Source organism: Mesorhizobium sp. P2_D5 (assembly GCF_056404355.1).
Genome location: NZ_JBFUEE010000005.1, coordinates 128,593 through 150,722 on the forward strand (window position 1 = coordinate 128,593; position 22,130 = coordinate 150,722).

General features: G+C 63.8%; 18 protein-coding genes. 7 read left to right on the top strand and 11 right to left on the bottom strand.

The genetic code is table 11. The features are described from left to right. The first annotated feature begins 140 nt into the window (after positions 1–140). Positions 141–1,517, top strand: coding sequence for an MFS transporter (locus tag AC1DYW_RS22000; RefSeq protein WP_477227613.1), 1,377 nt, complete (start codon positions 141–143; stop codon positions 1,515–1,517). 150 nt (positions 1,518–1,667) lie between these two features. Here AC1DYW_RS22000 and purH read toward each other — a convergent pair whose 3' ends face one another. The 4 genes from purH to htpX all read right to left on the bottom strand — a co-directional run bounded on the left by purH (position 1,668) and on the right by htpX (position 7,936). Next, the gene (purH, locus tag AC1DYW_RS22005) at positions 1,668–3,284 is read right to left on the bottom strand and encodes a bifunctional phosphoribosylaminoimidazolecarboxamide formyltransferase/IMP cyclohydrolase (protein ID WP_477227614.1); all 1,617 of its coding nucleotides are present in this window, start codon (positions 3,282–3,284) and stop codon (positions 1,668–1,670) included. 375 nt (positions 3,285–3,659) lie between these two features. Continuing rightward, the gene (locus AC1DYW_RS22010; protein WP_477227615.1) at positions 3,660–5,384 is read right to left on the bottom strand and encodes a heparinase II/III family protein; all 1,725 of its coding nucleotides are present in this window, start codon (positions 5,382–5,384) and stop codon (positions 3,660–3,662) included. A gap of 147 nt (positions 5,385–5,531) precedes the next feature. Next, the gene (locus AC1DYW_RS22015) at positions 5,532–6,920 is read right to left on the bottom strand and encodes an RsmB/NOP family class I SAM-dependent RNA methyltransferase (protein ID WP_477227616.1); all 1,389 of its coding nucleotides are present in this window, start codon (positions 6,918–6,920) and stop codon (positions 5,532–5,534) included. Then, positions 6,917–7,936, bottom strand: a complete 1,020-nt coding sequence (gene htpX / locus AC1DYW_RS22020) for a zinc metalloprotease HtpX (RefSeq protein ID WP_477227617.1) — start codon at positions 7,934–7,936, stop codon at positions 6,917–6,919. The genes AC1DYW_RS22015 and htpX overlap by 4 nt, the downstream gene beginning before the upstream one ends. Positions 7,937–8,041: 105 nt before the next feature. On the opposite strand from htpX, the gene AC1DYW_RS22025 reads away from it, so the two are divergent. Then, on the top strand, positions 8,042–8,263 hold the full coding sequence (locus AC1DYW_RS22025; protein ID WP_095084156.1) for a DUF1674 domain-containing protein: 222 nt from the start codon (positions 8,042–8,044) through the stop codon (positions 8,261–8,263). Between the two features lie 98 nt (positions 8,264–8,361). On the opposite strand, the gene AC1DYW_RS22030 is transcribed toward AC1DYW_RS22025, so the two are convergent. Next, positions 8,362–9,033: an HAD family hydrolase gene (locus tag AC1DYW_RS22030; RefSeq protein WP_477227618.1), complete on the bottom strand. Its 672-nt coding sequence runs from the start codon at positions 9,031–9,033 to the stop codon at positions 8,362–8,364. A gap of 167 nt (positions 9,034–9,200) precedes the next feature. Here AC1DYW_RS22030 and AC1DYW_RS22035 point away from each other — a divergent pair, with 167 nt between their 5' ends. The 3 genes from AC1DYW_RS22035 to AC1DYW_RS22045 all read left to right on the top strand — a co-directional run bounded on the left by AC1DYW_RS22035 (position 9,201) and on the right by AC1DYW_RS22045 (position 13,479). Continuing rightward, entirely contained in the window at positions 9,201–10,070 is an 870-nt protein-coding gene (locus AC1DYW_RS22035) for a transglutaminase-like domain-containing protein (protein WP_457150552.1), read from the top strand. A 331-nt stretch (positions 10,071–10,401) separates the two neighbouring features. Beyond that, positions 10,402–11,820 carry a TadE/TadG family type IV pilus assembly protein gene (locus AC1DYW_RS22040; RefSeq protein WP_477227619.1) on the top strand — a complete coding sequence of 473 codons (1,419 nt, stop codon included), beginning with the start codon at positions 10,402–10,404 and terminating at the stop codon, positions 11,818–11,820. A 396-nt stretch (positions 11,821–12,216) separates the two neighbouring features. After that, positions 12,217–13,479 (top strand): class I SAM-dependent methyltransferase, encoded by a 1,263-nt coding sequence (locus AC1DYW_RS22045; protein WP_477227620.1) that lies wholly within the window; start codon positions 12,217–12,219, stop codon positions 13,477–13,479. Here the strand turns inward: AC1DYW_RS22045 and AC1DYW_RS22050 are convergent, their stop codons facing one another. Further along, positions 13,480–14,229, bottom strand: a complete 750-nt coding sequence (locus AC1DYW_RS22050; RefSeq protein WP_477227621.1) for an MOSC domain-containing protein — start codon at positions 14,227–14,229, stop codon at positions 13,480–13,482. It abuts the gene before it with no gap. Next, on the bottom strand, positions 14,229–16,184 hold the full coding sequence (gene acs / locus AC1DYW_RS22055; protein WP_477227622.1) for an acetate--CoA ligase: 1,956 nt from the start codon (positions 16,182–16,184) through the stop codon (positions 14,229–14,231). The genes AC1DYW_RS22050 and acs overlap by 1 nt, the downstream gene beginning before the upstream one ends. A 317-nt stretch (positions 16,185–16,501) precedes the next feature. On the opposite strand from acs, the gene AC1DYW_RS22060 reads away from it, so the two are divergent. Continuing rightward, positions 16,502–16,774: an usg protein gene (locus AC1DYW_RS22060; RefSeq protein ID WP_457150557.1), complete on the top strand. Its 273-nt coding sequence runs from the start codon at positions 16,502–16,504 to the stop codon at positions 16,772–16,774. A gap of 162 nt (positions 16,775–16,936) precedes the next feature. On the opposite strand, the gene AC1DYW_RS22065 is transcribed toward AC1DYW_RS22060, so the two are convergent. Then, on the bottom strand, positions 16,937–17,971 hold the full coding sequence (locus AC1DYW_RS22065) for an aldo/keto reductase (RefSeq protein WP_477227623.1): 1,035 nt from the start codon (positions 17,969–17,971) through the stop codon (positions 16,937–16,939). Positions 17,972–18,029: 58 nt separating this feature from the next. Further along, complete coding sequence (locus tag AC1DYW_RS22070) at positions 18,030–19,211, bottom strand: MFS transporter (RefSeq protein WP_477227624.1); 1,182 nt, start codon at positions 19,209–19,211, stop codon at positions 18,030–18,032. Between the two features lie 119 nt (positions 19,212–19,330). On the opposite strand from AC1DYW_RS22070, the gene AC1DYW_RS22075 reads away from it, so the two are divergent. Continuing rightward, positions 19,331–20,239, top strand: a complete 909-nt coding sequence (locus tag AC1DYW_RS22075; RefSeq protein WP_477227625.1) for a LysR family transcriptional regulator — start codon at positions 19,331–19,333, stop codon at positions 20,237–20,239. 55 nt (positions 20,240–20,294) lie between these two features. Here AC1DYW_RS22075 and AC1DYW_RS22080 read toward each other — a convergent pair whose 3' ends face one another. Together AC1DYW_RS22080 and AC1DYW_RS22085 are read right to left on the bottom strand one after the other, a co-directional pair. Further along, complete coding sequence (locus AC1DYW_RS22080) at positions 20,295–21,344, bottom strand: aldo/keto reductase (protein ID WP_477227626.1); 1,050 nt, start codon at positions 21,342–21,344, stop codon at positions 20,295–20,297. Positions 21,345–21,452: 108 nt separating this feature from the next. Then, complete coding sequence (locus AC1DYW_RS22085) at positions 21,453–22,115, bottom strand: YggS family pyridoxal phosphate-dependent enzyme (RefSeq protein WP_477227627.1); 663 nt, start codon at positions 22,113–22,115, stop codon at positions 21,453–21,455. Positions 22,116–22,130: the final 15 nt, after the last annotated feature.

Genomic DNA, 22,130 nt, shown 5'->3' on the forward strand with positions numbered 1-22,130 from the left:
GCGTCTTTCTCCCGTCACTATAGGGGGAGAAATGCCCGGCAGGGCAATGAGGGGCGGCGCTATGCTTGTTCGTTTGCACCATCACGAAAAAACATGCAGACATGGCGCGCGACGCGTGGAGCAGACGCTGAGGAGGGGACATGACCGAGGTAACCGTGCAGCGTGCGTCCGGGCGCGGCATCTGGGGATGGATGTTCTTCGACTGGGCGGCGCAGCCGTTCTTCACTGTCGTCACCACCTTCATCTTCGGCCCCTATTTCGTTTCGCGCATGGCGAGCGATCCCAATACCGGCCAGGCGGTCTGGGGCTATGGCATTGCCGCGGCCGGGCTGGTCATCGCCGTGCTGTCGCCAATCCTCGGCTCGATCGCCGACCAGACCGGACCGCGCAAGCCCTGGATTGCGTTCTTCGCCGCGATCAAGATCACCAGCCTTTGCCTGTTGTGGTTCGCCGCTCCAGGCTCCAACCTGTTCCTCATCGTGGCGCTGTTCTCGCTGGCGTCGGTGGCGGCGGAATTCTCGACCGTGTTCAACGATTCGATGATGCCGCGCCTTGTGCCGAAAAGCGAAATCGGCCGCATCTCCAACATTGCCTGGGGTCTCGGTTATCTCGGCGGCATGATCGCGCTGATCTTCGTCGTCACCTGCATGGCCGGCTCGCCCGAGACCGGCAAGACGATCATCGGCCTCGACCCGCTGTTCGGCCTCGACCCGAAGCTCGGCGAGGACGCGCGCGCCACCGGGCCGCTGTCGGCCGGCTGGTACTTCCTGTTCATCCTGCCGATGTTCTTCTTCACGCCGGATGCCATCAAGGGCATCCCGATCGGGCCGGCGGTGCGCGAAGGCCTGTCGGAGTTGAAATCAACGCTGGCCGAGGTGCGCCAGCGTGGCGGTATCTTCCGCTTCCTCGTCGCCCGCATGATCTACCAGGACGGCGTCAACGCGCTGCTGGCGCTGGGCGGCACCTTCGCGGCGGCGATGTTCCACTGGTCGATCACCGAGATCGGCATGTTCGGCATCATCCTCAATGTCGTCGCAATCCTCGGCTGCTGGGTTGCGGCGCGCCTCGACACCGCGCTCGGTTCCAAGGTGGTGGTGATGATTGCGCTGGTCATGCTGTCCATCGCCACCGTTGGCGTCGTCTCGACTGGTCCGGGCTTCACGCTGCTCGGCCTGATACAGCTGTCGACGGTCGATTCGGGTGGCCTGTTCGGCACTGCGGCTGAAAAGGCCTATATCCTGTACGGCCTGTTGATCGGCTTGGCCTTCGGGCCGGTGCAGGCTTCGTCGCGCTCCTACATGGCGCGCAGCGTCACGGCGGCGGAATCCGGCCGCTATTTCGGCATCTATGCGCTGGCCGGACGGGCAACCAGCTTCCTGGCGCCGTTCCTGGTGGCAACCATCACCGCCGTCAGCGGCTCGGCGCGGCTCGGCATGGCGGTGATCATCCTGTTCCTGGGCATCGGCATGGCGATCCTGATCAGGACGCCCTATCCGGCGGACCAGCCGGTAGAGTGAGAGATCGATAATTCTACTCCGCCGGCCGCCTGGGGCGGTTTTCTGCGCTTCCGGTGCTCACGGACTTGAATGTCCGCTCCACTCCGGTTCTCGAAAACCACGCCATCCGACTCAGCGGAGCGAATTCTCAAACATCTCTCTCGCCGGCAGCTAGTGCCGGAAGTGTCTCACTCCGGTAAATACCATGGCGATGCCGTGCGCGTCGGCGGCGGCGATGACGTCGTCGTCGCGCATCGAGCCGCCGGGCTGGATGACGGCGGTGGCGCCGGCTTCGATCGCAGACAGCAATCCGTCGGCGAAGGGGAAGAACGCGTCGGAGGCGACAACCGAGCCCTTGGTCAGCGGTTCGGCGAGGCCCGCCGCCTCGGCCGCGTCGAGCGCCTTGCGCGCGGCAATGCGCGAGGAATCGACCCGGCTCATCTGGCCGGCGCCGATGCCGACGGTGGCGCCGTCCCTGGCGTAGACGATGGCGTTGGACTTGACGTGCTTGGCGATGCGGAAGGCGAATTTCAGGTCGGCCATTTCGGCCGCCGTCGGTGCGCGCTTGGTCACCACTTTCAGCTCGAGGTCGTCGACCACGGCATTGTCCCTGCCCTGGACGAGGATGCCACCGGCGACGGATTTGACTGTCGTGCCTGGGGTGCGCGGGTCCGGCAGGCCTCCGGTCACCAACAGGCGCAGGTTCTTTTTCGCCGCGACGATTGCGGCTGCCTCGTGGGTCGCGTCGGGCGCGATGATCACCTCGGTGAAGGTTTTCACGATCTCCTGGGCGGCCTCGGCGTCGAGGGTGCGATTCATGGCGACGATGCCGCCGAAGGCCGAGACCGGATCGCAGGCGAGCGCCTTGGCATAGGCTGCCTTCAGCGACGCGCCCTCGGCGACGCCGCACGGGTTGGCGTGCTTGATGATGGCGACGGCGGCGGAGCGGTTCGGATCGAATTCGCCGGCCAGTTCGAAGGCGGCGTCGGTGTCGTTGATGTTGTTGTAGGAGAGTTGCTTGCCTTGCAACTGGCGCGCCGTGGCGACGCCCGGCCGCTTGTCGCCATTGAGGTAGAAGCCGGCGCTCTGGTGCGGATTCTCGCCGTAGCGCATCACCTCGACCAGCCTGCCGCCGAAGGCGCGCCACATCGGATGCTCGATCTCGAGCGCCTCGGCGAACCAGCCGGAGATCGCCGCGTCATAGGTGGCGGTGCGGGCAAAGGCCTTGGCCGCCAGCTTCTTGCGGAAATCCAGCGACAGCGAGCCAATGTTCATCTCCAGTGCGTTCAGCACAGAGGCGTAGTCGCCAGGATCGGTGACGATAGCGACATAGGCATGGTTCTTGGCCGAGGCGCGGATCATCGCTGGGCCGCCAATGTCGATGTTCTCGACAATCGCGGCATAGTCGGCGCCGGAGCGGCGGACTTCCTCGAAGGGATAGAGATTGGAGACGACGAGATCGATCGGCTCGATGCCGTATTTGCGCATCGCAGCCGAGTGCTCGGGGTCGTCGCGCACACCAAGCAGCGCGCCATGCACGCTGGGATGCAAGGTCTTGACGCGGCCATCCATGATCTCGGGAAAGCCGGTGAGCTCGGAGACGTCACGCACCGCCAGGCCAGCCTCGGCGATCGCCTTTGCCGTGCCGCCGGTCGAGACCAGTTCGACGCCGGCAGCCGCCAGCGCCCTGGCGAAATCGATCAGCCCGGTCTTGTCGAAGACGGAGAGCAGGGCGCGACGCACCGGAACGAGGTCAGGTGCTGGAATGTTCTTGGCGGCGACGGCCATGGGCGGCGGCCTTTCACGGCTGGTGTGGTGGGTGCCCGCGCCGTAGCACATGACATCGGGAAATCAAACTGGAAGCGCTGCCGGATAGTGTCTCAGTTTGAACTTCGGCTTAGGAGTTCATGAAAGGAATTGCTACGATCAAGGCGACAAACAAAACCGCGAGAAACATGGCGAAGGCCGCGATGCCGGCAAGTATGGTGATCACTATATTTGCTGCTGCTCTCTTGCGTATATTGCTAGTCATTCCGCGCCCCTGAACGGCTCGCTTCTTGTATAGGCCACGCCGATTCGGCTTCGAGCCAACAGCATCCATCTTCTCGCAAGATTTTCCATTGGTTCAAATTGAAAAACTACCCACTGCCTTCGTAGATACGATCAGTTGTTTTCCGGGTAACCGGCGATGCTGGTGCGTGTCAGCTGCCAGTGGACTTCGGCGACGTCCGAGGCCTTGAAGGCAAGCACGATCTGGCGGCTGCGGCGCGGGCCGCCAAGGCCGGCGAAATAGATCGATTCCTCGACCTCCGGCACCACTTCGCTGGAGGTGAACACCCAGGTGTCGGCCTGATCGCCGGCCAGGACCAGCCGATCGTGCTCGTCCTGCAGCAGGTTGACGTCGGGATGGACGTGGAAGCGGATGGTGACGAAGTCGCGGCCATTGTTTCGGATCGCCGCATTGCCGGGCCGCAGAAAGCGGTCCCTGCCGGCCAGCACGTTGCCGTTCTGCGACAGTTTCAGCTCGCGCTCATGCAGGAAGCCGAAGCGCGGGACATAGCCGTCATGGCGGGCGATAAAGCCTTGAATTCCTTTCTGGTCGGTGCGCTTGCACTGCACCTGCTGCGGCCCGCCGATCAATGGTGAGCCGAGCAGGTCGTTGACGCGTAACGAATGGCTGAAGCGTGCCGACGAGGTGTCGTTGATGGTGGCGGTCGAGTGCGCGGCGGTGGCGCGCGCCAGCGGCCGGAACTCGGCGACGCCATAGGTGTCGATGCCGGCGTTGACGATGTAGTGCTGGCGGCCGGACGACAGTTCGAAGGCGAGGCAGCCGGCGTGCGCGGCGTTGGACACGTCGACCGGCGGCGGCAGGCCGGTGTCGGCGATGACGGTGGCGCCGCCCATCGACAGGCGCTCGTAGCCGGAATGCGGGGCATGCAGCAGCGGCGAGCCGGCGGTGTCGTCGTGACGCAGGATGGTGGCGATGCGATCGTGGATGGTGGCGCCCATGCCGTTGAAGCGGGCGAGGCTGCCGTCCTGATGACGGAAGAAGCGCAGCGCCGGCAGCATGCGGTCGATGGCGCCGATGAGGGCCTGCGGCGGCGTTTCGGCCTGGTTGGCATAGGTCTGGCGCAACGGCAAAAGGTCGGCGAGGATTTCCAGGACGACCATCGGATTGCGCGAAATGTGACCGCCATCGGCAAGGATCTGGCGGTCGAGCTCCGCGGCGAGGTTGCGGGTGGCGCCGCGCAGCGCCGATGCCGGCGCCGGCAAGGACAGGGCGGCGAAGGCCAGCGCGATGCGGGCGCGCAGCCTGTCCTTGCCATCCGGCATTTCGCGCGCCATCGACCTGAGGTAGCGGATCTGGACGGCAAGCGTCTTCAGGAAGGCGCGGTAGAAGGGGAATTCGGCGCCCTGCAGCACGACAGAGGAATGCTGCAGCCAGGCGATGATGCGCTTGGCCGTCGTGCCGGGCTCCCAGGCGATGCCGGAAATATGGCTGCCATGGATGGTGATCCAGTCGGAGACCAGCGCGCGGGCGTTGGCGGCGGCGAGCTCGGTGCCGGCGGCGCGCATGTGGCGCAGCCAGCGAAAGCCGTGCAGCGTCTTTTGCCAGCCATGGTTGGGCACGTTGATCTGGAAGGGCGATTTGCCGCCGGTCTCGACCAGATGCCCCGAGAGGGGATAACGGCCGTAGTAGATCTCGAGCGCGATCTGCGGGTCGGCCAGACGCAGGTCCGGCGGTGCGATCAGAACACGTTCGGGCGTGCGGCCGGAATAGCGCCAACGATAGATCGGCCCGGCACGCAAGCGCCGGCGCGTCTTGCGCCAGAACTCCTTCGCGACGAGCGTCCAGAGACGCGTCGTGTTGCTGGCAGCAAGTGCCAAATCCCCTCCTGATCGTCCTCTACCCCGGCGCAAGTTTACATGATTGCACGACTCGTGCGAAGGCGAATTCCATCGGACGGCGCCGGTTCACCCGGTGCTGCCCCCGACCTTCCCTAAAAAAGTCAGCAAATCCCGGCGGTTAAATATTTAGCCGGCTCTACGCATGCGGCCGGCGAAGAAGCCGTCGAGGCCTGAGCGTTCCGGCGCGCCGAGGTCCAGGTCGGCGGGCGTGGTGCGCAATGTGCCTTGCGGTGTCAGGAACGGATCGATGCCGGCGATCTCGCCTTGCCGCAGCGGATCGTCGGCTATTTCAGCCGTCCCAGCCAGAAAGGCGCGATAGAGGTCCTCGCCCTCGAGCGGGTCGAGCGAACAGTTGGAAAAGACGATCCTACCGCCGGGTTTTACCAGCGTGACGGCGCGGGCGAGCAGCCTGCGTTGCAGGTCGGCCAGCTTTTCGACATCGGCCGCCGTCTTGGTCCATGGTACGTCGGGATGTCGCCGCACCGTGCCGGTCGACGAGCAGGGCGCGTCGAGGAGCACGGCGTCGAACAATTCCTTCGGCTCGTATTTGGTGAGGTCGGCCTGGACGATGTCGGCGGACAGGCCGAGGCGGTCGAGATTTTGCGTCAGCCGCACCAGCCGGTTCTTCGACGTGTCGACGGCGGTGACCTTGGCGCCGGCGAGAATGAGCTGCGCGGTCTTGCCACCGGGAGCGGCGCAGAGATCGGCAACGCGAAGCCCCCTGACATCACCGAACAGCCGCGCCGGCAGGCTGGCGGCGGCGTCCTGGACCCACCAGGCGCCGTCGGCAAAGCCGGGCAATTCGGTGACGGGCCCGGCAAGCTTTTCCACCCGAATTGTGCCGGTCGGCAGAACGATGCCGCCGAGCCGCTCGGCCCACAGTTCGGGATCGGCCTTGACCGAGAAATCGACCGGCGCTTCGTGCCGATGTGCTGCGAGAATCTGCCTGGCCTTTTCATTGCCGTAGGCAGCCTTCAGCCGGTCGGAGAACCATTTGGGCGCTTCGTCGGTGGCGGCAAGGGCGGCAGGCAACTCCGTTTCCTTGGCGCGCGCGAGCGTGCGCAGCACGCCGTTGACCAGGCCGGAAAAACGCACCGTGCGCGGATCTGATTTGGCGTGGGTCACCGCTAGGTCGACGGCGGCGCTGTCGGGAATGTCGAGGAACAGGATCTGTGCCGCCGCCACATGCAATATGTGCGACAGCGCGGTGGCGTTGGGCGGCAGTGGCTTTTCCAGCCGGCGCGCCAGCAACCCGGTGATGGTCATGCGATAGCGCAGTGCGGTGATCAGGATGGCACGCACCAGGCCGCGATCGCGCAGGTCGAGCGCTCTGTACTGCGGATGGCCGTTCTCGTGGTCGGTGAGCCCGTCGAGCGGCGTCCTGGCGTCGATAACCGCGGCAAGCAGGCGTGCCGCCGCCTTGCGGGCGGCGAGACCGGCAACGAAGTCGCCGCCATCCTTGTGTTCCTGATCGCCTGAAACTGTGCGTCGAGGTCCTCTGCCCGCCACGCTCACGACCACCGGCCTTTGGGCCCGGTCGGGTTGCGCCCCCATGGATTGGGCTTCGGTTCGGCCGATTCCGCCGGCTGTTCAGGTCGCGCTGCCTGGCCCCATGGGCCTGACGGCGGCTGTTCGTCCGGCTGCCGCGGGGCCGGGGCCTGGCGTGGTGCGACCCGAGTGTCGCTGCCTTCCATCTGGCGCGCCATCGCCTGCAAGGCGGCGATGCGGTTTTCGGTGCTCGGGTGTGTGGAAAACAGACTGTCCATGCGCTCGCCGGAAAGAGGATTGATGATGAAGAGGTGCGCCATTGCCGGATTGCGCTCGGCATCGGGGTTTGGAATGCGTTCGGCGCCGCGAGCGATCTTGTCAAGGGCGGACGCCAGCCAGAGCGGGTGTCCACAGATTTCGGCACCGCGCCGATCGGCCTCGTATTCGCGGGTGCGGCTGACCGCCATCTGCACGATCATCGCCGCAAAGGGCGCCACGATCATCGCCGCCAGCACGCCGACAAAGCCGAACGGATTGCTGTCGCGATTGCCGCCAAGGAAGAAGGCGAAATTGCCAAGCATCGAGATGGCACCGGCAAAGGTGGCGACGATGGTCATGGTCAGGGTGTCGCGGTGCTGCACATGGGCGAGTTCATGCGCCATCACCGCGGCGACTTCTTCATGGCTCAGCCTCTGCAGCAGGCCGGTGGAGGCGGCGACGGCCGCATTCTGCGGGTTGCGACCGGTGGCGAAGGCGTTCGGCTGCGGATTCTCGATCAGGTAGGTCTTCGGCATCGGCAGGCCTGCCTGTTGGGCCAGTGACCGAACGATGGCGTAATATTCGGGCGCGTTCTTTTCGTCGACTTCAACGGCGCGGTTCATCGACAGCACCATCTTGTCGGCGTTCCAGTAGCTGAACAGATTGGTGCCGGCGGCAATGACCAGCGCGATCATCATGCCGCCCGATCCGCCGATCAGAAAGCCAACGCCCATGAACAGCGCCGTCATCGCGGCAAGAAGCATGGCGGTGCGAAGTGTGTTCATCGTCTGCTCCTGTCCCGGCCGCGGTGAAAAGGGGTCGATCCCTGTAAACTCATCGCTATATGATGGGAAAGGCTTGCCCCTGTTTCAATCCGCCGGAAATATCGCATGAACGACGAGACCAGTAAAACCGATGCCGACCTTGGCCATGACATCCAGCCGAAGGCGCTGACGCCGGAGGCCAGCCGTGCGCTCGCGGAAGCCGAAGCAAGACGCGTGAAGTATCTGGAGAAGGAAGCCGCGACGCCGAAGGAAATCGGCGGCCGTGGCGGCAAGGAACCCGGCCGCTACGGTGACTGGGAGGTCAAAGGCCTGACAAGCGATTTCTAATGCATGTCGCGCAAAAGTGACCTCGGTTTTGCGACAACGACATGCACAACAAGAAGGCCTAAAGCGCGTCGCTTGAAACGGTCTCAACGCGACGCGCTTCAGGAAGCCGCCGCGCTTCGTATCTGCTCCAGACCAAGCTGGCCCTGGGCGTCGGTGACCGCCGTCAGGTTGCTGTAGTCAAAAATGGTTTCGTGCGGCGTCTCCATCTTGTGCTGATGCGTCGCGGTGATCACCACCACCGTGGCGCCGGCCGCCTCGCCCGCCTGGATGCCCGGCGTCGCGTCCTCGAAAACCACGCAGTCGTGGGCGTCGAAGCCAAGCCGTTCGGCCGCCAACAGGAAGCAGTCGGGAGCAGGCTTGCCGTGAACCACGTCTTCCGCCGTGACCATTGTCGCCGGACGCGGGATGCCCGCCGCTTCGATCCGCACCAGCGCAAGCGCGAGCGGCGATGATGTTACGATGGCCCAGCGATCCGCCGGCAGTTCACCCAGGAATGCCGCGGCGCCGGCGATGGCATTGACCCCTTCGACATCGGCGATTTCGGCCCGTGTAATCTCGTTCGCCTCGTGCTGTGGGTCGATACCGGGAAGTGCCAGCCGGCGGACGGTCTCGATGGCGCGCCTGCCATGCATCGTTGGCAGGAAAGTCGCCACGTCGAGGCCGTGCCCCATCGCCCAATTGCTCCAGACGCGTTCCGCGGCCGCGGTCGAATTGAGCAGCGTGCCATCCATATCGAAGAGGAAGGCCGCGAATTTCTTGCCTGCGAACATGGTTTTCCTTGAATTGGGGGAGCGCTTATGGCGGTCGCCGAACCTAACGTTGCGTGGTCGGTAAGGGAAGGCACGAGGGCCACCTTTTCGATAGTCCCAGGGAACCACAGTCCGTCCTCTCGCGTTTGAACAAAACTGTTTTCCACGACGATCGAAGGGGGACTGCGATGCTGATCCGGCTCGGCTACGAAATCGCTATCGAGTGCACCGCGGCCACCCCGGTGATTTCGCTGCTCGAGATCCACAAGGACAGGCAGGCCGACATAAAGCGGCAGACGCGGGTGCTGACGTCGCCTGCGGTGTCGACCAGGCTCTACCACGATCTCTACGGCAATGGCTGCCGCCGCTTCACCGCGCCCGCCGGCGGTTTTCGCATCCTTTATGACGCGGTCGTCGAGGACAGCGGCGAGACCGACGAAGTCAACACGCTGGCCAGGGAAGTGCCGGTGGCGGAACTACCCGACGAGGTGCTCGGCTATCTCCTCGGCAGCCGCTATTGCGAGACCGATCACCTCAGCGGCCTAGCGTGGCAGCTTTTCGGCCATGTCCCCTCGGGTTGGGCGCGGGTGCAAGCGATCGTCGACTATGTCCACAACCGGCTATCATTCGGCTACGGCTACGCGCGTTCGACCCGCACCGCGGCACAGGCGCATGACGAGCGCGTCGGCGTCTGCCGCGACTTCGCTCATCTGGCTATAACGCTCTGCCGCTGCATGAACATTCCGGCGCGCTATGTGAACGGCTATCTCGGCGACATCGGCGTGCCGGCCGATCCGGCGCCGATGGATTTCTCGGCGTGGATGGAAGCGTTCCTCGACGGCAAATGGTACGCATTCGATCCTCGTCACAACACGCCGAGGGTCGGCCGCGTCGTCATCGCGCGCGGCCGCGACGCTACCGACGTGCCGCTGCTGCACAGCTTCGGCCCGCACCGGCTCAGCCTGTTCAAGGTGTGGACCTACGAACAGGAAGGCAATTTGTTCAATCCGCCCTATCATGCCATCGACAGGACGGTCAGCGCGCAGATGCTGGCCTGATCTCTCGGTAGCCGGGCATGTGATCCGGCAAGTTTGACGCCCTGCGGTTTCTAACAGCTGGTCCGCTTCGGCACAGAAGCCCTGTGCCGCAACAGGACGTCATCGGGCATTGCGTGATCCCTTGGCTCAATCATGGTAAGCGGCTGGTAAACGAAGCCGGAAGAGTATTTTTCTATTTACCAGTCATTCACCTTTGCGCAGCTCTCAACCTAACAAAAACAATAGGTTGTTGGCGAGCGGCTGGACTTCTGTCCCTTACCGGCGTTAACCGGCCGGAATCCTGCATTGTCCTTCCTGCGGCGACGAGGCCGAGGCGAGTGGGGGCTGCAGGATGCGGAATTTCGGGGGTCTTGTTCACGCGGCTGGCGTCTTCGCCAGGCATCGCGATGGAAATTTCGCGGTCCTGTTCGGCCTGACCGCTTCGGTCTTGGCGCTGGCTGTTGGTTTTTCCGTCAACGTAACGCAGCTCTACAATGCCAGATCGAGCCTGCAGGGCGTGGTCGACGCTGCGGTCACGTCGACGGCTCGCGACCTGACGACCGGCGTCATCAGGGAAGCCGATGCCAACAGATCGGTGCAGGCCTTTCTCGATGCCAACAGCCAGGCAGGCATCCTGCAGGCCGACCAGATCGTGCTCGACAGGCTGATTGTCAGCAGGACCGCCAAGACCGTCCAGGCGGACGCCCATGTCGATGTCGCCCTGTATTTCCCGATGTTCAACATGGGTGGCACAAAGCGCGTCGCCGCTTCCACAACGGCGCTCTACTCGGACAAGACCATCGAAGTGGCGATGATGCTCGATGTGACCGGGTCGATGGGGCCGAACATCTGGGCCAAGACCAACAAGATCGGCGACCTGCAGATTGCCGCCTCCGGGGCTGTCAAGGATCTGCTGGACAACAACATCGATCCGAGAAATCCGCGTGTGCGTGTCGCGATTGTTCCCTACGCCGAAGCTGTGAACACTGGCGGTCTTGCTGACAGTGTCTTCGTCGAGGAGAAGGGTGGGCCGGACCTGCCGCCACCCTTGGATGCTCCGGTTTCGGTGTCGGTGATACCAGCGCCCGACAAATGCGCCACCGAACGCAAGGACAAGGATGGCTATGCCGACACTTCGTCCGACGGACCTTCCACGTCGCGGTGGGACAGCAACGGCAAGGAGTACCTGGCCAAAATCAATCGGGACGATCACATGAGAACCTGCCCGACGCCGGAACTCATCCCGCTGTCGGCCGACGAAGACAGACTGCTCGACACGATCGATGATTTCAGCGCGGCTGGCGTGACCGCCGGCGGTATCGCCGCGCAGTGGGGCTATTACATGCTTTCACCCTCTTGGCGCTCGACCATCGTCAATGCCGGGCTGGGTGCGGGTCCCGCCAATTTCGATAAGAGGAAAGTCGCCAAGGTCGCCATCCTGATGACGGACGGCCAGTTCAACACAGCCTTCGCCGGCGAGCGCGGCGCACCAAAATCACAGAATGCCGGCCAGATGTCGCGCGACAATGCCGAAGGCATTTGCGACGACATGAAGCGCGTCGGCATCGAGATCTTCACGATCGGCTTCGATCTGAACGATCCAAACATGACGGCGACCGAACGGGACCAGGCAAAAAGCGTGCTCCGGGACTGCTCCACAGCGGACACGTCGTCGCTGAAGCACTACTACGAGGCAGCGACAGGTGCGGAATTGAAGCAGGCGTTCGACGACATCGTCCAGAACATCGAGAAGATCACCGTCACCAAATGAGCCGTTGAGCAGCGGACAGGTCCGCGGGTTATTTGTCCAAAAGGAAAAGGCCGCCGCTTCTCTCGAAGCCGGCGGCCTTCCGTGTTTCCGTCCGTGGCGCGGCCAATGGCGGTGACCCGTGAGGTCACCTACCGCGCATCTCGCGCCTTAACGGGAAGTCTGCTTCCCGAAAGTGCAATCCGCTGAGGCCACGTTCTGGAAAACGAAATCACTCGACATCGGATCACCTCCTTTCGATTTGTTGAACACACTGAGATGATGGGGTCTGATTTGGCAAATGGCAAGGCGTCACCCTCAAAAAGCCGGGTGTGTGTCTTTCCGGACATGGCCAGACGGGGTGGCTTGCGATCCGGGGGCAAACGGACAACATTGGCGCTCTGGCTTCGGGGAGGAAGCATGGACGCCACCGACAAGGCCGCGCGGATCGTTCGAACGGTTGTTGAAACGCTGAAGCCGGGCTTTGCCGTCAGATTGTGGACCGGCGAGCGGATCGGTCCCGCCGACGGTCCGGTGCTGGCCATCAACGACCAGGACATCGTCTGGCAATTGGCGCGCCGGCCAAATTTCTCGACGCTGCTCGAGATGTGGATTTCCAAGACGATCGACGTGGAGGACGGGTCGCTGTTCGATCTCTACGCCTTGCCCTCACAGGGCAAGCTGAGGTTGAAGGCGTTGCCGAAGCTGGCGATCCTGCGCGATCTGCCCGCAGTCCTGTTCTCGCGAAAGCAGATGACGCGCCGGGCCGATCTTGCCGGCCGCAACCCCTTCGTCAGCGGTTCGAACAAGCAGGCGATCGAGCATCATTACGATATTTCGAACGCGTTCTACGGGCTCTTCCTGGATGAACGCATGGTCTACACCTGCGCCTATTTCACCGATTTCGCCAACGGCATCGACCAGGCGCAGCAGGATAAGCTCGACCATATCTGCCGCAAACTCAGGCTGAAGCCAGGCGACCGGCTGCTCGACATCGGCTGCGGCTGGGGTGCGATGCTGATCCATGCCGCCAAGCACTATGGCGCCATCGGCCATGGGGTCTCTTTGTCGGAGGAGCAGACCCGACTGGCACGCGAGCGCATCCGCGCCGAAGGTCTCGATGATCGGATCACCATCGACATAAAATCCTATACGGAACTGAGCGGCAGCTACGACAAGATCTCGTCGATCGGCATGTTCGAGGCCGTCGGCCTCGCCAACCACGGCACCTATTTCTCGACCATCCATCGCTTGCTCAAGCCAGGCGGCATCTACCTGCACCATGCCATCACCCGACGCGGCAAGGGTAGCGCGAAGAAGACGCTGCGCAAGGGCGCGGAATACAAGGCGTTGATCAAATACATATTTCCCGGCGGCGAGGTCGACACCATAGGCATGACGCTCGGCAATCTCGAGGCGCATGGTTTTCTCGTCCATGACGTCGAAAACCTGCGTGAACACTATGCCCGCACCTGCAGGCTTTGGGCGGAACGTCTGCACGACCGGTTCGATGAGGCGATCGCCGAGGTCGGCGAAGCCAAGGCACGCCTATGGCTGCTTTACCTGACGGGCTGTTCGATCACCTTCGAACGCGCCTCGGCGCAGATTTTCCAGACCGTCGTCACCAAGCGTGCGCGGGGATCGAGCGGCTTGCCGCCGACGCGGGCGGATCTCTACCGGTGATCAGACGAATCGCATCGCAGCGCCGATTTCGACGCGGGCCGGTCGATCGACCGTGCAGTAGACGCCGAGATTGTGCGCGTTGTGGCGGACCAGATTGCGCAGGATGGCCGGGTCGTGGTCGAAACCATCCTGGGCGATGATGGTGAAGCCGCAGCGGCGGCAGGGCTCGGAGATGGTCAAGAGCAGATCGCCGATCGCCAGCTTGCGGCCGATCCATTCCGTCTCCGGGAACGATCCTTCGACCGGCGCCATGTCGACGACGATGTTGGGGCGGAAGCGGCGCGGATCAGGGACGCCTTCGGGGTGCAACGCCTTCAGCCGTGCCAGCGAAGCCGTGGTCAAAAGGTGGATCGGGGCCTTGCGGTAACGCTCGGCGGTCAGCGGTCCGGAATAGCCAGGCGCCGCGTGTTCCCTCCGAAACGGCCGGATCGAGGCCGCGAAGCCGAGATAGGCGGAAACGGCGCGATCGCTTTCGGCTCCTGGCGCCGCCAGCCAGTCGCCGTCGGGAATGGCAACCTCCAGTTCACGGGTTGGCGACAACCGGGTCCTGATGCGCGGTACCTTGTGCCATTTCGCATCGCGGTCGGGTCGCGCGATTTCGTTGTCGGTGGCATCGACGAGACCGAACATGCGGTCGCCGTCGATGCTTTCCTGATCCACCGAAATCGCGTCCAGGCGCTCGCCGGCGAGCGAACTCGCCGGGTAGCGCCAAAGCTCGATGACCGAACCCACCGCGACTGTCGATTGCATCAGCTTTTCTTGTTCTGCCGGTTGGCGATCAGGTCCTCGACGACGGCCGGATCGGCGAGTGTCGAGGTGTCGCCGAGGGCCGAAAAATCGTCCTCGGCGATCTTGCGCAGGATGCGGCGCATGATCTTGCCCGAGCGTGTCTTGGGCAGGCCGGGCGCGAACTGGACCTTGTCGGGCGAAGCGATGGCGCCGATCTCCTTGCGGACATGGGCAATCAACTCCTTGCGCAATTCCTCGCCAGGCTGTTCGCCGGCCATCAGCGTGACATAGCAGTAGATGCCCTGGCCCTTGATGTCGTGGGGGTAGCCGACGACGGCCGCTTCCGAAACCTTGTCGTGACTGACCAGTGCGGATTCGACTTCCGCCGTGCCCATGCGGTGGCCGGAGACGTTGAGGACGTCGTCGACGCGGCCGGTGATCCAGTAGTAGCCGTCGGCGTCGCGGCGGCAGCCGTCGCCGGTGAAGTACTTGCCCTTGTAGGTCGAGAAATAGGTCTGCACGAAGCGGTCGTGGTCGCCATAGACGGTGCGCATCTGGCCCGGCCAGGAATCGGTGATGCACAGATTGCCGTCAGCCGCGCCCTCCAGCACCTTGCCCTCGCCGTCGACCAGCTGCGGCTTGATGCCGAAGAAGGGCCGCGTGGCCGAACCTGCCTTGAGGTCGGTGGCGCCGGGCAGCGGGGTGATCAGGATGCCGCCGGTCTCGGTCTGCCACCAGGTGTCGACGATCGGCACCTTGCCGTTGCCGACGACGTTGAAATACCACTCCCAGGCTTCCGGATTGATCGGCTCGCCGACCGAACCCAGCACGCGCAGCGACTCGCGCGATGTCCTGGTGACATGCGCATCGCCGGCGCCCATCAGCGCGCGCAATGCCGTCGGCGCGGTGTAGAAGATGTTGACCTTGTGCTTGTCGATGACTTCCCAGAAGCGCGACTGCGACGGATAGTTCGGCACGCCCTCGAACATCAGCGTGGTGGCGCCGTTGGCAAGCGGCCCGTAGACGATATAGCTGTGGCCGGTGACCCAGCCGACATCGGCGGTGCACCAGTAGATGTCGCCGTCATGGTAATCGAAGACATATTGGTGCGTCATCGAGGCATAGACGAGATAGCCGGCGGTGGTGTGCAGCACGCCCTTCGGCTTGCCGGTCGAGCCCGAGGTGTAGAGGATGAACAGCGGATCCTCGGCCTTCATCTTCTCAGGCTTGCATTCGGCTTTCACCGAAGCGACTTCGTCGTGGTACCAGACGTCGCGGCCCGGCGCCCAGCCGACCTTGCCGCCAGTGCGGCGCACGACGACAACCTTGTTGACCATGACGAAATTCTTGGCGGCGATATCGATCGCCTTGTCGGTGTTCTCCTTCAGCGGGATGGCCTTGCCGCCGCGCAGGCCTTCGTCGGCGGTGATGACGAAGGTCGATTCGCAGTCGACGATGCGGCCGGCCAGCGCGTCGGGCGAAAAGCCGCCGAAGACGATCGAGTGGATGGCGCCGATGCGCGTGCAGGCAAGCATCGCATACGCCGCTTCCGGGATCATCGGCATGTAGATGGTGACGCGGTCGCCCTTCTTGACGCCGTGCTTCTTCATCACATTGGCGAGCCGGCAGACATGCTCGTAAAGCTCGTTGTAGGTGATCTTCTTGTCGTCGTAGGGATTGTCACCTTCCCAGATGATGGCTGTCTGGTCGCCGCGCTTCGTCAGGTGGCGGTCGATGCAGTTGTACGAGACGTTGGTTAGGCCATCCTCGAACCACTTGATCGAGACCTTGCCATCGAAGGAGGTGTTCTTGACCTTGCTGAAGGGCTTGAACCAGTCGATGCGCTTGCCATGCTTGCCCCAGAATTTGTCCGGGTTCTTGACGCTGTCGGCATACCATTTCAGGTAGGTGTTATTGTCGATCAGTGCGTTTTTCTTCCACGCCGGCTGGACGCGATGGACATGAACCTCGGACATTCTTCACTTTCCTCCCGAACCAATCCGCTGGCTTGAAACGCCGGCGGGATCGCGGCGAAGCGGCCGCGAATTCGGCGGCATTATTACCAGTTCCTCCGTTACGGCAATATTAGACATTGGGTTTGCGCGGCGGGATGCCGCAGACAGACTGTCGCCCACTGTCAGCACTCAAGCGATGCCGCTGCTAACTGCATGTTTTCGCGCGGAAAACCCGTTCTTGATCAGGAAAAATCAATAGACAGTTAAGCAACGGCGCGCACAATCCAGCGTTGGGAGGAACGGAGACTCAACCAAGGGACCGTCCAAGGGGGACTGCAATGCACGACCATTCCGAAATGGACCTGATGCTTAGGGGATATGGCCTGACCACGGCCAAGATTCTTTACCATTTTCCCGATCATCCGCATCTGCTGCAGAGCTACATCTGGCAGGACTACGACATCGCTCCGAAGTTTCCGGTGCTGATCCGGTTCATCGAATTCTGGAAGACGAGGCTCGACGGCCCCCTGCATTCGGTTGTTTACACGCACCAGAAGCTGATCGCGCCGAACGAATGGCGCAAAGTCGATGGCGAGTTCGTGCTGCATTAGGGTGTGCCGATATTCAGGTGAGGCCGGCCTGCGAATGGCGGTTTCCTGCGCTTCCGGTGCTCACGTACTTTAAGTACGCTCCGCTCCGGTTCTCGGAAGCCACCATTCTCGACTCGGCCTGACCTGAATCTCGACACACCCCGATCCCGAACGGTTGATGTGTTAAACCGCCGGCGGGTTCAGCCGGGCGAAACCTTCCTGGCGGCGATAGGGGAAATATGGGTAGGGCGCGGTGACTTCGCTTGCCGCGTCGAGTTTCCCGATCTGCTCCGGCGTCAAGGTCCAGCCGATGGCGCCGAGATTTTGGCGCAGCTGTTCTTCGTTGCGGGCGCCGATGATGACCGAGGATACGGTCGGGCGCTGTAGCAGCCAGTTGATGGCGATCTGCGGCACCGTCTTGCCGGTTTCTTCGGCCACCGCGTCGAGGGCATCCATGACCCGGTAAAGATGCTCGTCCTCGACCGGTGGGCCGAAGCTGGCGGTGTCGTGCAGCCGGCTCTTGTCCGGCAGTTTTGCTCCCCGGCGGATCTTACCGGTCAGGCGGCCCCAGCCGAGTGGGCTCCACACCAGCGCGCCGACGCCTTGGTCGAGGCCAAGCGGCATCAGCTCCCACTCATAGTCGCGGCCGACCAGCGAATAGTAGACCTGGTGCGCGACATAGCGCGGATAGCCGTTCTTGTCGGCCTGCGCCAGCGACTTCATCACTTGCCAGCCTGAGAAGTTGGAGACGCCGACATAGCGAAGCTTGCCGGAGTGCACCAGCTCGTCCAGCGTCGACAGCACCTCCTCGATCGGAGTGCCGGCATCGAAGGCATGCAGCTGCAGCAGGTCGATGTAATCGGTGCCGAGCCGCCTCAGCGCATCGTCCACGGATTTGATCAGCCGCGAACGCGACGAGCCGTAGTCGGCCGGGCCGTCGCCCATCGGCAGCGAGGTCTTGGTCGAGATCAGAACGGCATCGCGGCGGCCCTTTATCGCCTCACCAAGCACTTCTTCTGACGCGCCGTTCGAGTAGACGTCAGCGGTGTCGAACAGATTGACGCCGGCTTCGAGGCAGATGTCGACCAGCCGCCGCGCTTCCCTGGCGTCGCTGTTGCCCCAGGCGCCGAACAGTGGGCCGGAGCCGCCAAAGGTTCCCGCGCCAAATGAGAGTGCGGGCACTTTCAGGCCCGATGCACCGAGACGTCGATAGTCCATTTTCGTGGCTCCTGGTGGTTTGGAAAGGGATGTCGAAGGCGATCCGGTTTTGCCGGCGTTACGAGCGGACCGAGACAGGCTCGCCGATCGTAGGGCTGCGATCGAGGCGCAGTGCCAGTCCCGCCACGGCGAGTGCGGTGAGTGGCAGCAGGGCGGCGATCCAGGTGAGCGAACCCAAGCCGAGGCCCTGGGCGATCACCGCGCCGCCAAGCCAGGCGCCAGCGGCGTTGCCAAGATTGAAGGCGGCGATGTTGAAGGAAGAGGCAAGGCTTTGGCCCGCACCTTGCGCCTTTTCCAGCACCCACATCTGCAGCGGCGCCACGGTGCCGAAAGCGGCGGCACCCAGCAGGCCGACATAGATCACGGCCATTACCTGGCTGTGGATGGCGAAGGTCATGGTTGCGAGCACCAGGGCCAGCACCACGAGGCTGCCCAGCACGGCCGGCACCAGCCAGCGATCGGCGACCTTGCCGCCGGCGAGATTGCCGGCGATGAGACCGCCGCCGAAGACGAGCAGGATTGGCGACACGGCGGCTTCGCCAAAACCGCTGATCTGCGTCAGTAACGGAGCAATGTAGGTGAAGACGGCGAAGACGCCGGCATAGCCGAGCACGGTGGTGGCGAGGCCGAGCAGCACGGGCGTGCGGCGCAGCACGGCGAGGTCGGCGCGCAGGTCGCTCTTTTCGGGCGCCGTCTGGCTGCGTGGCACCAGAGCCAAGATGACGGCGAAGGCCGCCAGGCCAACCACGGTTACCGCCCAGAAGGTCGCCCGCCAGCCAAAGGCCTGGCCGAGCCAGGTGCCGAAGGGCACGCCGAGGATGTTGGCGATGGTCAGGCCGGTGAACATCAGTGCGATCGCCGAGGCCTTCTTGTTGGGCGCGACCAGCCCGGTGGCGACCACCGAACCGACACCGAAGAAGGTGCCATGGGCAAAGGCGGTGATGACGCGGGCGCCCATCAGCGTCCAATAGTCGGGCGCTAGCGCACAGGCGAGATTGCCAAGCGTGAAGATCGCCATCAGCGCCAGAAGCACGGTCTTGCGCGGCCAGTTGCCGGTGGCGATGGTCAGCAAGGGCGCGCCGATGACGACGCCGAGCGCATAGCCCGAAATGAGCTGGCCGGCGGCCGAGATCGAGACGCCGAGATCCTTGCTGACGTCGAGCAGCAAACCCATGATGACGAATTCGGTGACGCCAATGCCGAAGGCGCCGGCGGCGAGGGCGTAAAGAGCAAGAGGCATGGCGATTTCCACTTCGATGAGGATGAGCGCCGTCCCGCGCCCCGACCCGAAAGATCGTGTCGCCATGCATTGTGAACCAGACTTGCGCCGGGCACATTTTCTGTGAAATAGATTCACAAATGGCCAGGCCTGATATCAATCGCTCCGGCGAGATCGAAGTGTTCGTGCGCGTCGTCGAGGAAGGTAGTTTCTCTTCCGCGGCACGCGCGTTGCGCATGACGCCGTCGGCGGTCAGCAAGCTGATCGCGCGGCTGGAGGCCCGGCTTGGCGCCCGGCTGGTCAGCCGTTCGACGCGAAAACTGCAACTGACGCCGGAAGGCACCGCGTTCTACGACAGCGGCCTGCGCATCCTGGCCGACATGGCGGCGGCCGAGCAGGAAGCCGCGGCAGGGGCGGCGCCACGCGGGCGGTTGCGCGTCAACTCCTACGTTCCGTTCGGGGTGCATCGGCTGATCCCTCTTCTGCCGCGCTTCCTTGAACGTTACCCCGAGATTTCGGTCGATCTGGTGCTGACCGACAGTGTCATCGACCTGATGGCGGAACGCGCCGATGTCGCCATCCGCGCCGGGCCGCTCGGCGAATCGCGGCTGGTGGCGCGCAAGCTCGGGCAAAGCCCGGTGGTGGTCGTTGCAGCACCTTCCTACCTCGAGGCGCATGGCACGCCGCTAACCCCGGCCGATCTCGACAGGCACAACCGCATGGGCTTCGGTTTCATGCGGCATGTCGATGGCTGGCCGTTCCTCGATGCAGCCGGCAACCCCATCATGGTTCCGATCGCCGGCAACACGCTGGTCAGCGATGGCGAGGCGATGCGGCTGATGGCGCTGGCTGGCGCGGGCATTGCCCGGCTGGCGCGCTGGCACGTGGCAGCCGATATCGCGGCCGGCCGGCTGGTGCAGTTGCTCGAGGATTTCAATCCGGGCGACGAGGAGGCCACCCACGCCGTCTATGTCGGCCAGGGCCGGCATCTGCCGGCGCGGGTGCGGGCCTTTCTCGATTTCCTTGGCGAGAGCGTGCGGCCGACCTGAGGCGAGACGGCTCTCGGGAGCCAATGGGCCCCCGAGATGCCTGCGCTGGCGGCTGCTATGCTTTCGGGGTGAACGGCGCCGGGCGGCGGCCGGCCGCCTGGCGCTCCACCATCCAGCCGGGATATTCGGCCGGCAGGGCGCTGACCTCATCGAGACGGACAAGATCGTCGGCGTCGAGCTTCAGCTGGGTGGCGGCAAGGTTCTGTTCGAGCTGCTCCATGCGGCTGGCGCCGATGATGACGCTCATCACGAAGGGCTTGGCCAGGACATAGCCGAGCGCCACCGTGGCAACGCTCACATCGTGCTTCCCAGCGATCTCGCGCATGACGGCGACGGCCCCCCAGGCGCGCTCCTCGTTGACCGGCGGAAAGTTGAGGGAGGCACGACGTCCCTCGCCATTGCCGGGCGCGCCGGGGCCGTATTTGCCGGACAGCAGACCTCCGGCCATCGGCGACCATACCATCAGGCCAAGCTTTTCCTCATTGATGAGCGGCACGATTTCGCGCTCGAGATCGCGTCCGGCGATCGAATAATAGGACTGGATGGTCTCGAAACGGGCAAAGCCCTTGCGGTCGGCGATGCCGAGCGCCTTGGCGATGCGCCAGGCCTGCCAGTTGGAAACGCCGACATAGCGGACCTTGCCGCTGGCAACCAGATCGTCGAGCGCCCGCAGCGTCTCGTCGATCGGCGTCACCATGTCGGTGCCGTGCAACTGATAGAGGTCGATATGGTCGAGCTGAAGCCTCTCGAGGCTGGCATCGACCGAGTCCATGATGTGGCCGCGTGACGAGCCACGCTGGTTAGGACCGTCACCCATGGCGCCATGCACCTTGGTGGCGATGACCACTTTCTGCCTGTCGACGCCGAGATCCCTCAGCGACTGGCCGAGCAGCCGCTCAGACTCGCCAAACGAGTAGACGTCGGCCGTATCGAAGAAATTGACGCCGGCGGCGAGCGAGCGCGCAACGATCTCGTTGACGCCCTTCTGGTCGAGGCTGGCGATCAGGCCCCATTGGGCGTTTTCGCCGGCGGCGCCGAAGGTCATGGTGCCGAGGCAGAGTTCGGAGACGAACATCCCCGTATTTCCAAGCTGGTTGTAACGCATAGTGGAGGCTCCAGGAGAATGGTGATGACACCAAGCAAATAGGAACGACACGTTTCGTTTCCAGTGTTGGCACAACGAGGCTGCCTGATTGGCCTAAAGTCCGCGGTGTCAGCGGCTGCCGAAGATCGCCGAGCCGACCCGGACGCTGGTGGCGCCGAAGGCGACCGCCGTCTCGTAGTCGCCGGACATGCCCATCGACAGTTTGGCGACGCCGGCCTCATGCGCAAGCTTCTCCAGCAAAGCGAAGTGAGGACCTGGGTTCTCGTCGGCCGGCGGAATGCACATCAGGCCTTCGATGGCGAGGCCGTGGACACCACGGCAGCGGGTGACGAAGGCGACCGCATCGCGCGGTTCGATGCCGGCCTTCTGCGGCTCGGAGCCGGTGTTGACCTGGACATAGAGCTTCGGCGCGCGGCCCTGCCTGGTGATCTCCCTGGCGAGTTCGACGGCGATCTTGTCGCGATCGACCGTCTCGATGACATCGAACAGCGCCACCGCCTCCTTTGCCTTGTTCGACTGCAGCGGACCGATCAGATGCAGCTCGATGTCTGCAAAAGCCTCCTTCAGCGCCGGCCATTTGCCTTGCGCCTCCTGCACGCGGTTTTCGCCGAAGACGCGCTGGCCGGCCTCGATGACCGGGCTTATGTCAGCGGCGTCAAAGGTCTTGGAGACCGCGACCAGCGTTACCGCGCCAGGATCGCGGCCGGCTTCGCGTTCGGCGGCGGCGATCCTGGCCTTGACCGCGAAAAACTGCTGAACGGCGTCACCCATATGCAAATCCCGCTG

What these genes read in the sequence shown, in the direction of transcription:
- AC1DYW_RS22000 (WP_477227613.1), top strand. Translation starts at nt 141, where the DNA reads ATGACCGAGGTAACCGTGCAGCGTGCGTCCGGGCGCGGCATCTGGGGA.
- purH (WP_477227614.1), bottom strand. Translation starts at nt 3,284, where the DNA reads ATGGCCGTCGCCGCCAAGAACATTCCAGCACCTGACCTCGTTCCGGTG.
- htpX (WP_477227617.1), bottom strand. Translation starts at nt 7,936, where the DNA reads ATGAACACACTTCGCACCGCCATGCTTCTTGCCGCGATGACGGCGCTG.
- AC1DYW_RS22025 (WP_095084156.1), top strand. Translation starts at nt 8,042, where the DNA reads ATGAACGACGAGACCAGTAAAACCGATGCCGACCTTGGCCATGACATC.
- AC1DYW_RS22030 (WP_477227618.1), bottom strand. Translation starts at nt 9,033, where the DNA reads ATGTTCGCAGGCAAGAAATTCGCGGCCTTCCTCTTCGATATGGATGGC.
- AC1DYW_RS22035 (WP_457150552.1), top strand. Translation starts at nt 9,201, where the DNA reads ATGCTGATCCGGCTCGGCTACGAAATCGCTATCGAGTGCACCGCGGCC.
- AC1DYW_RS22040 (WP_477227619.1), top strand. Translation starts at nt 10,402, where the DNA reads ATGCGGAATTTCGGGGGTCTTGTTCACGCGGCTGGCGTCTTCGCCAGG.
- AC1DYW_RS22045 (WP_477227620.1), top strand. Translation starts at nt 12,217, where the DNA reads ATGGACGCCACCGACAAGGCCGCGCGGATCGTTCGAACGGTTGTTGAA.
- AC1DYW_RS22050 (WP_477227621.1), bottom strand. Translation starts at nt 14,229, where the DNA reads ATGCAATCGACAGTCGCGGTGGGTTCGGTCATCGAGCTTTGGCGCTAC.
- acs (WP_477227622.1), bottom strand. Translation starts at nt 16,184, where the DNA reads ATGTCCGAGGTTCATGTCCATCGCGTCCAGCCGGCGTGGAAGAAAAAC.
- AC1DYW_RS22060 (WP_457150557.1), top strand. Translation starts at nt 16,502, where the DNA reads ATGCACGACCATTCCGAAATGGACCTGATGCTTAGGGGATATGGCCTG.
- AC1DYW_RS22065 (WP_477227623.1), bottom strand. Translation starts at nt 17,971, where the DNA reads ATGGACTATCGACGTCTCGGTGCATCGGGCCTGAAAGTGCCCGCACTC.
- AC1DYW_RS22070 (WP_477227624.1), bottom strand. Translation starts at nt 19,211, where the DNA reads ATGCCTCTTGCTCTTTACGCCCTCGCCGCCGGCGCCTTCGGCATTGGC.
- AC1DYW_RS22075 (WP_477227625.1), top strand. Translation starts at nt 19,331, where the DNA reads ATGGCCAGGCCTGATATCAATCGCTCCGGCGAGATCGAAGTGTTCGTG.
- AC1DYW_RS22080 (WP_477227626.1), bottom strand. Translation starts at nt 21,344, where the DNA reads ATGCGTTACAACCAGCTTGGAAATACGGGGATGTTCGTCTCCGAACTC.
- AC1DYW_RS22085 (WP_477227627.1), bottom strand. Translation starts at nt 22,115, where the DNA reads ATGGGTGACGCCGTTCAGCAGTTTTTCGCGGTCAAGGCCAGGATCGCC.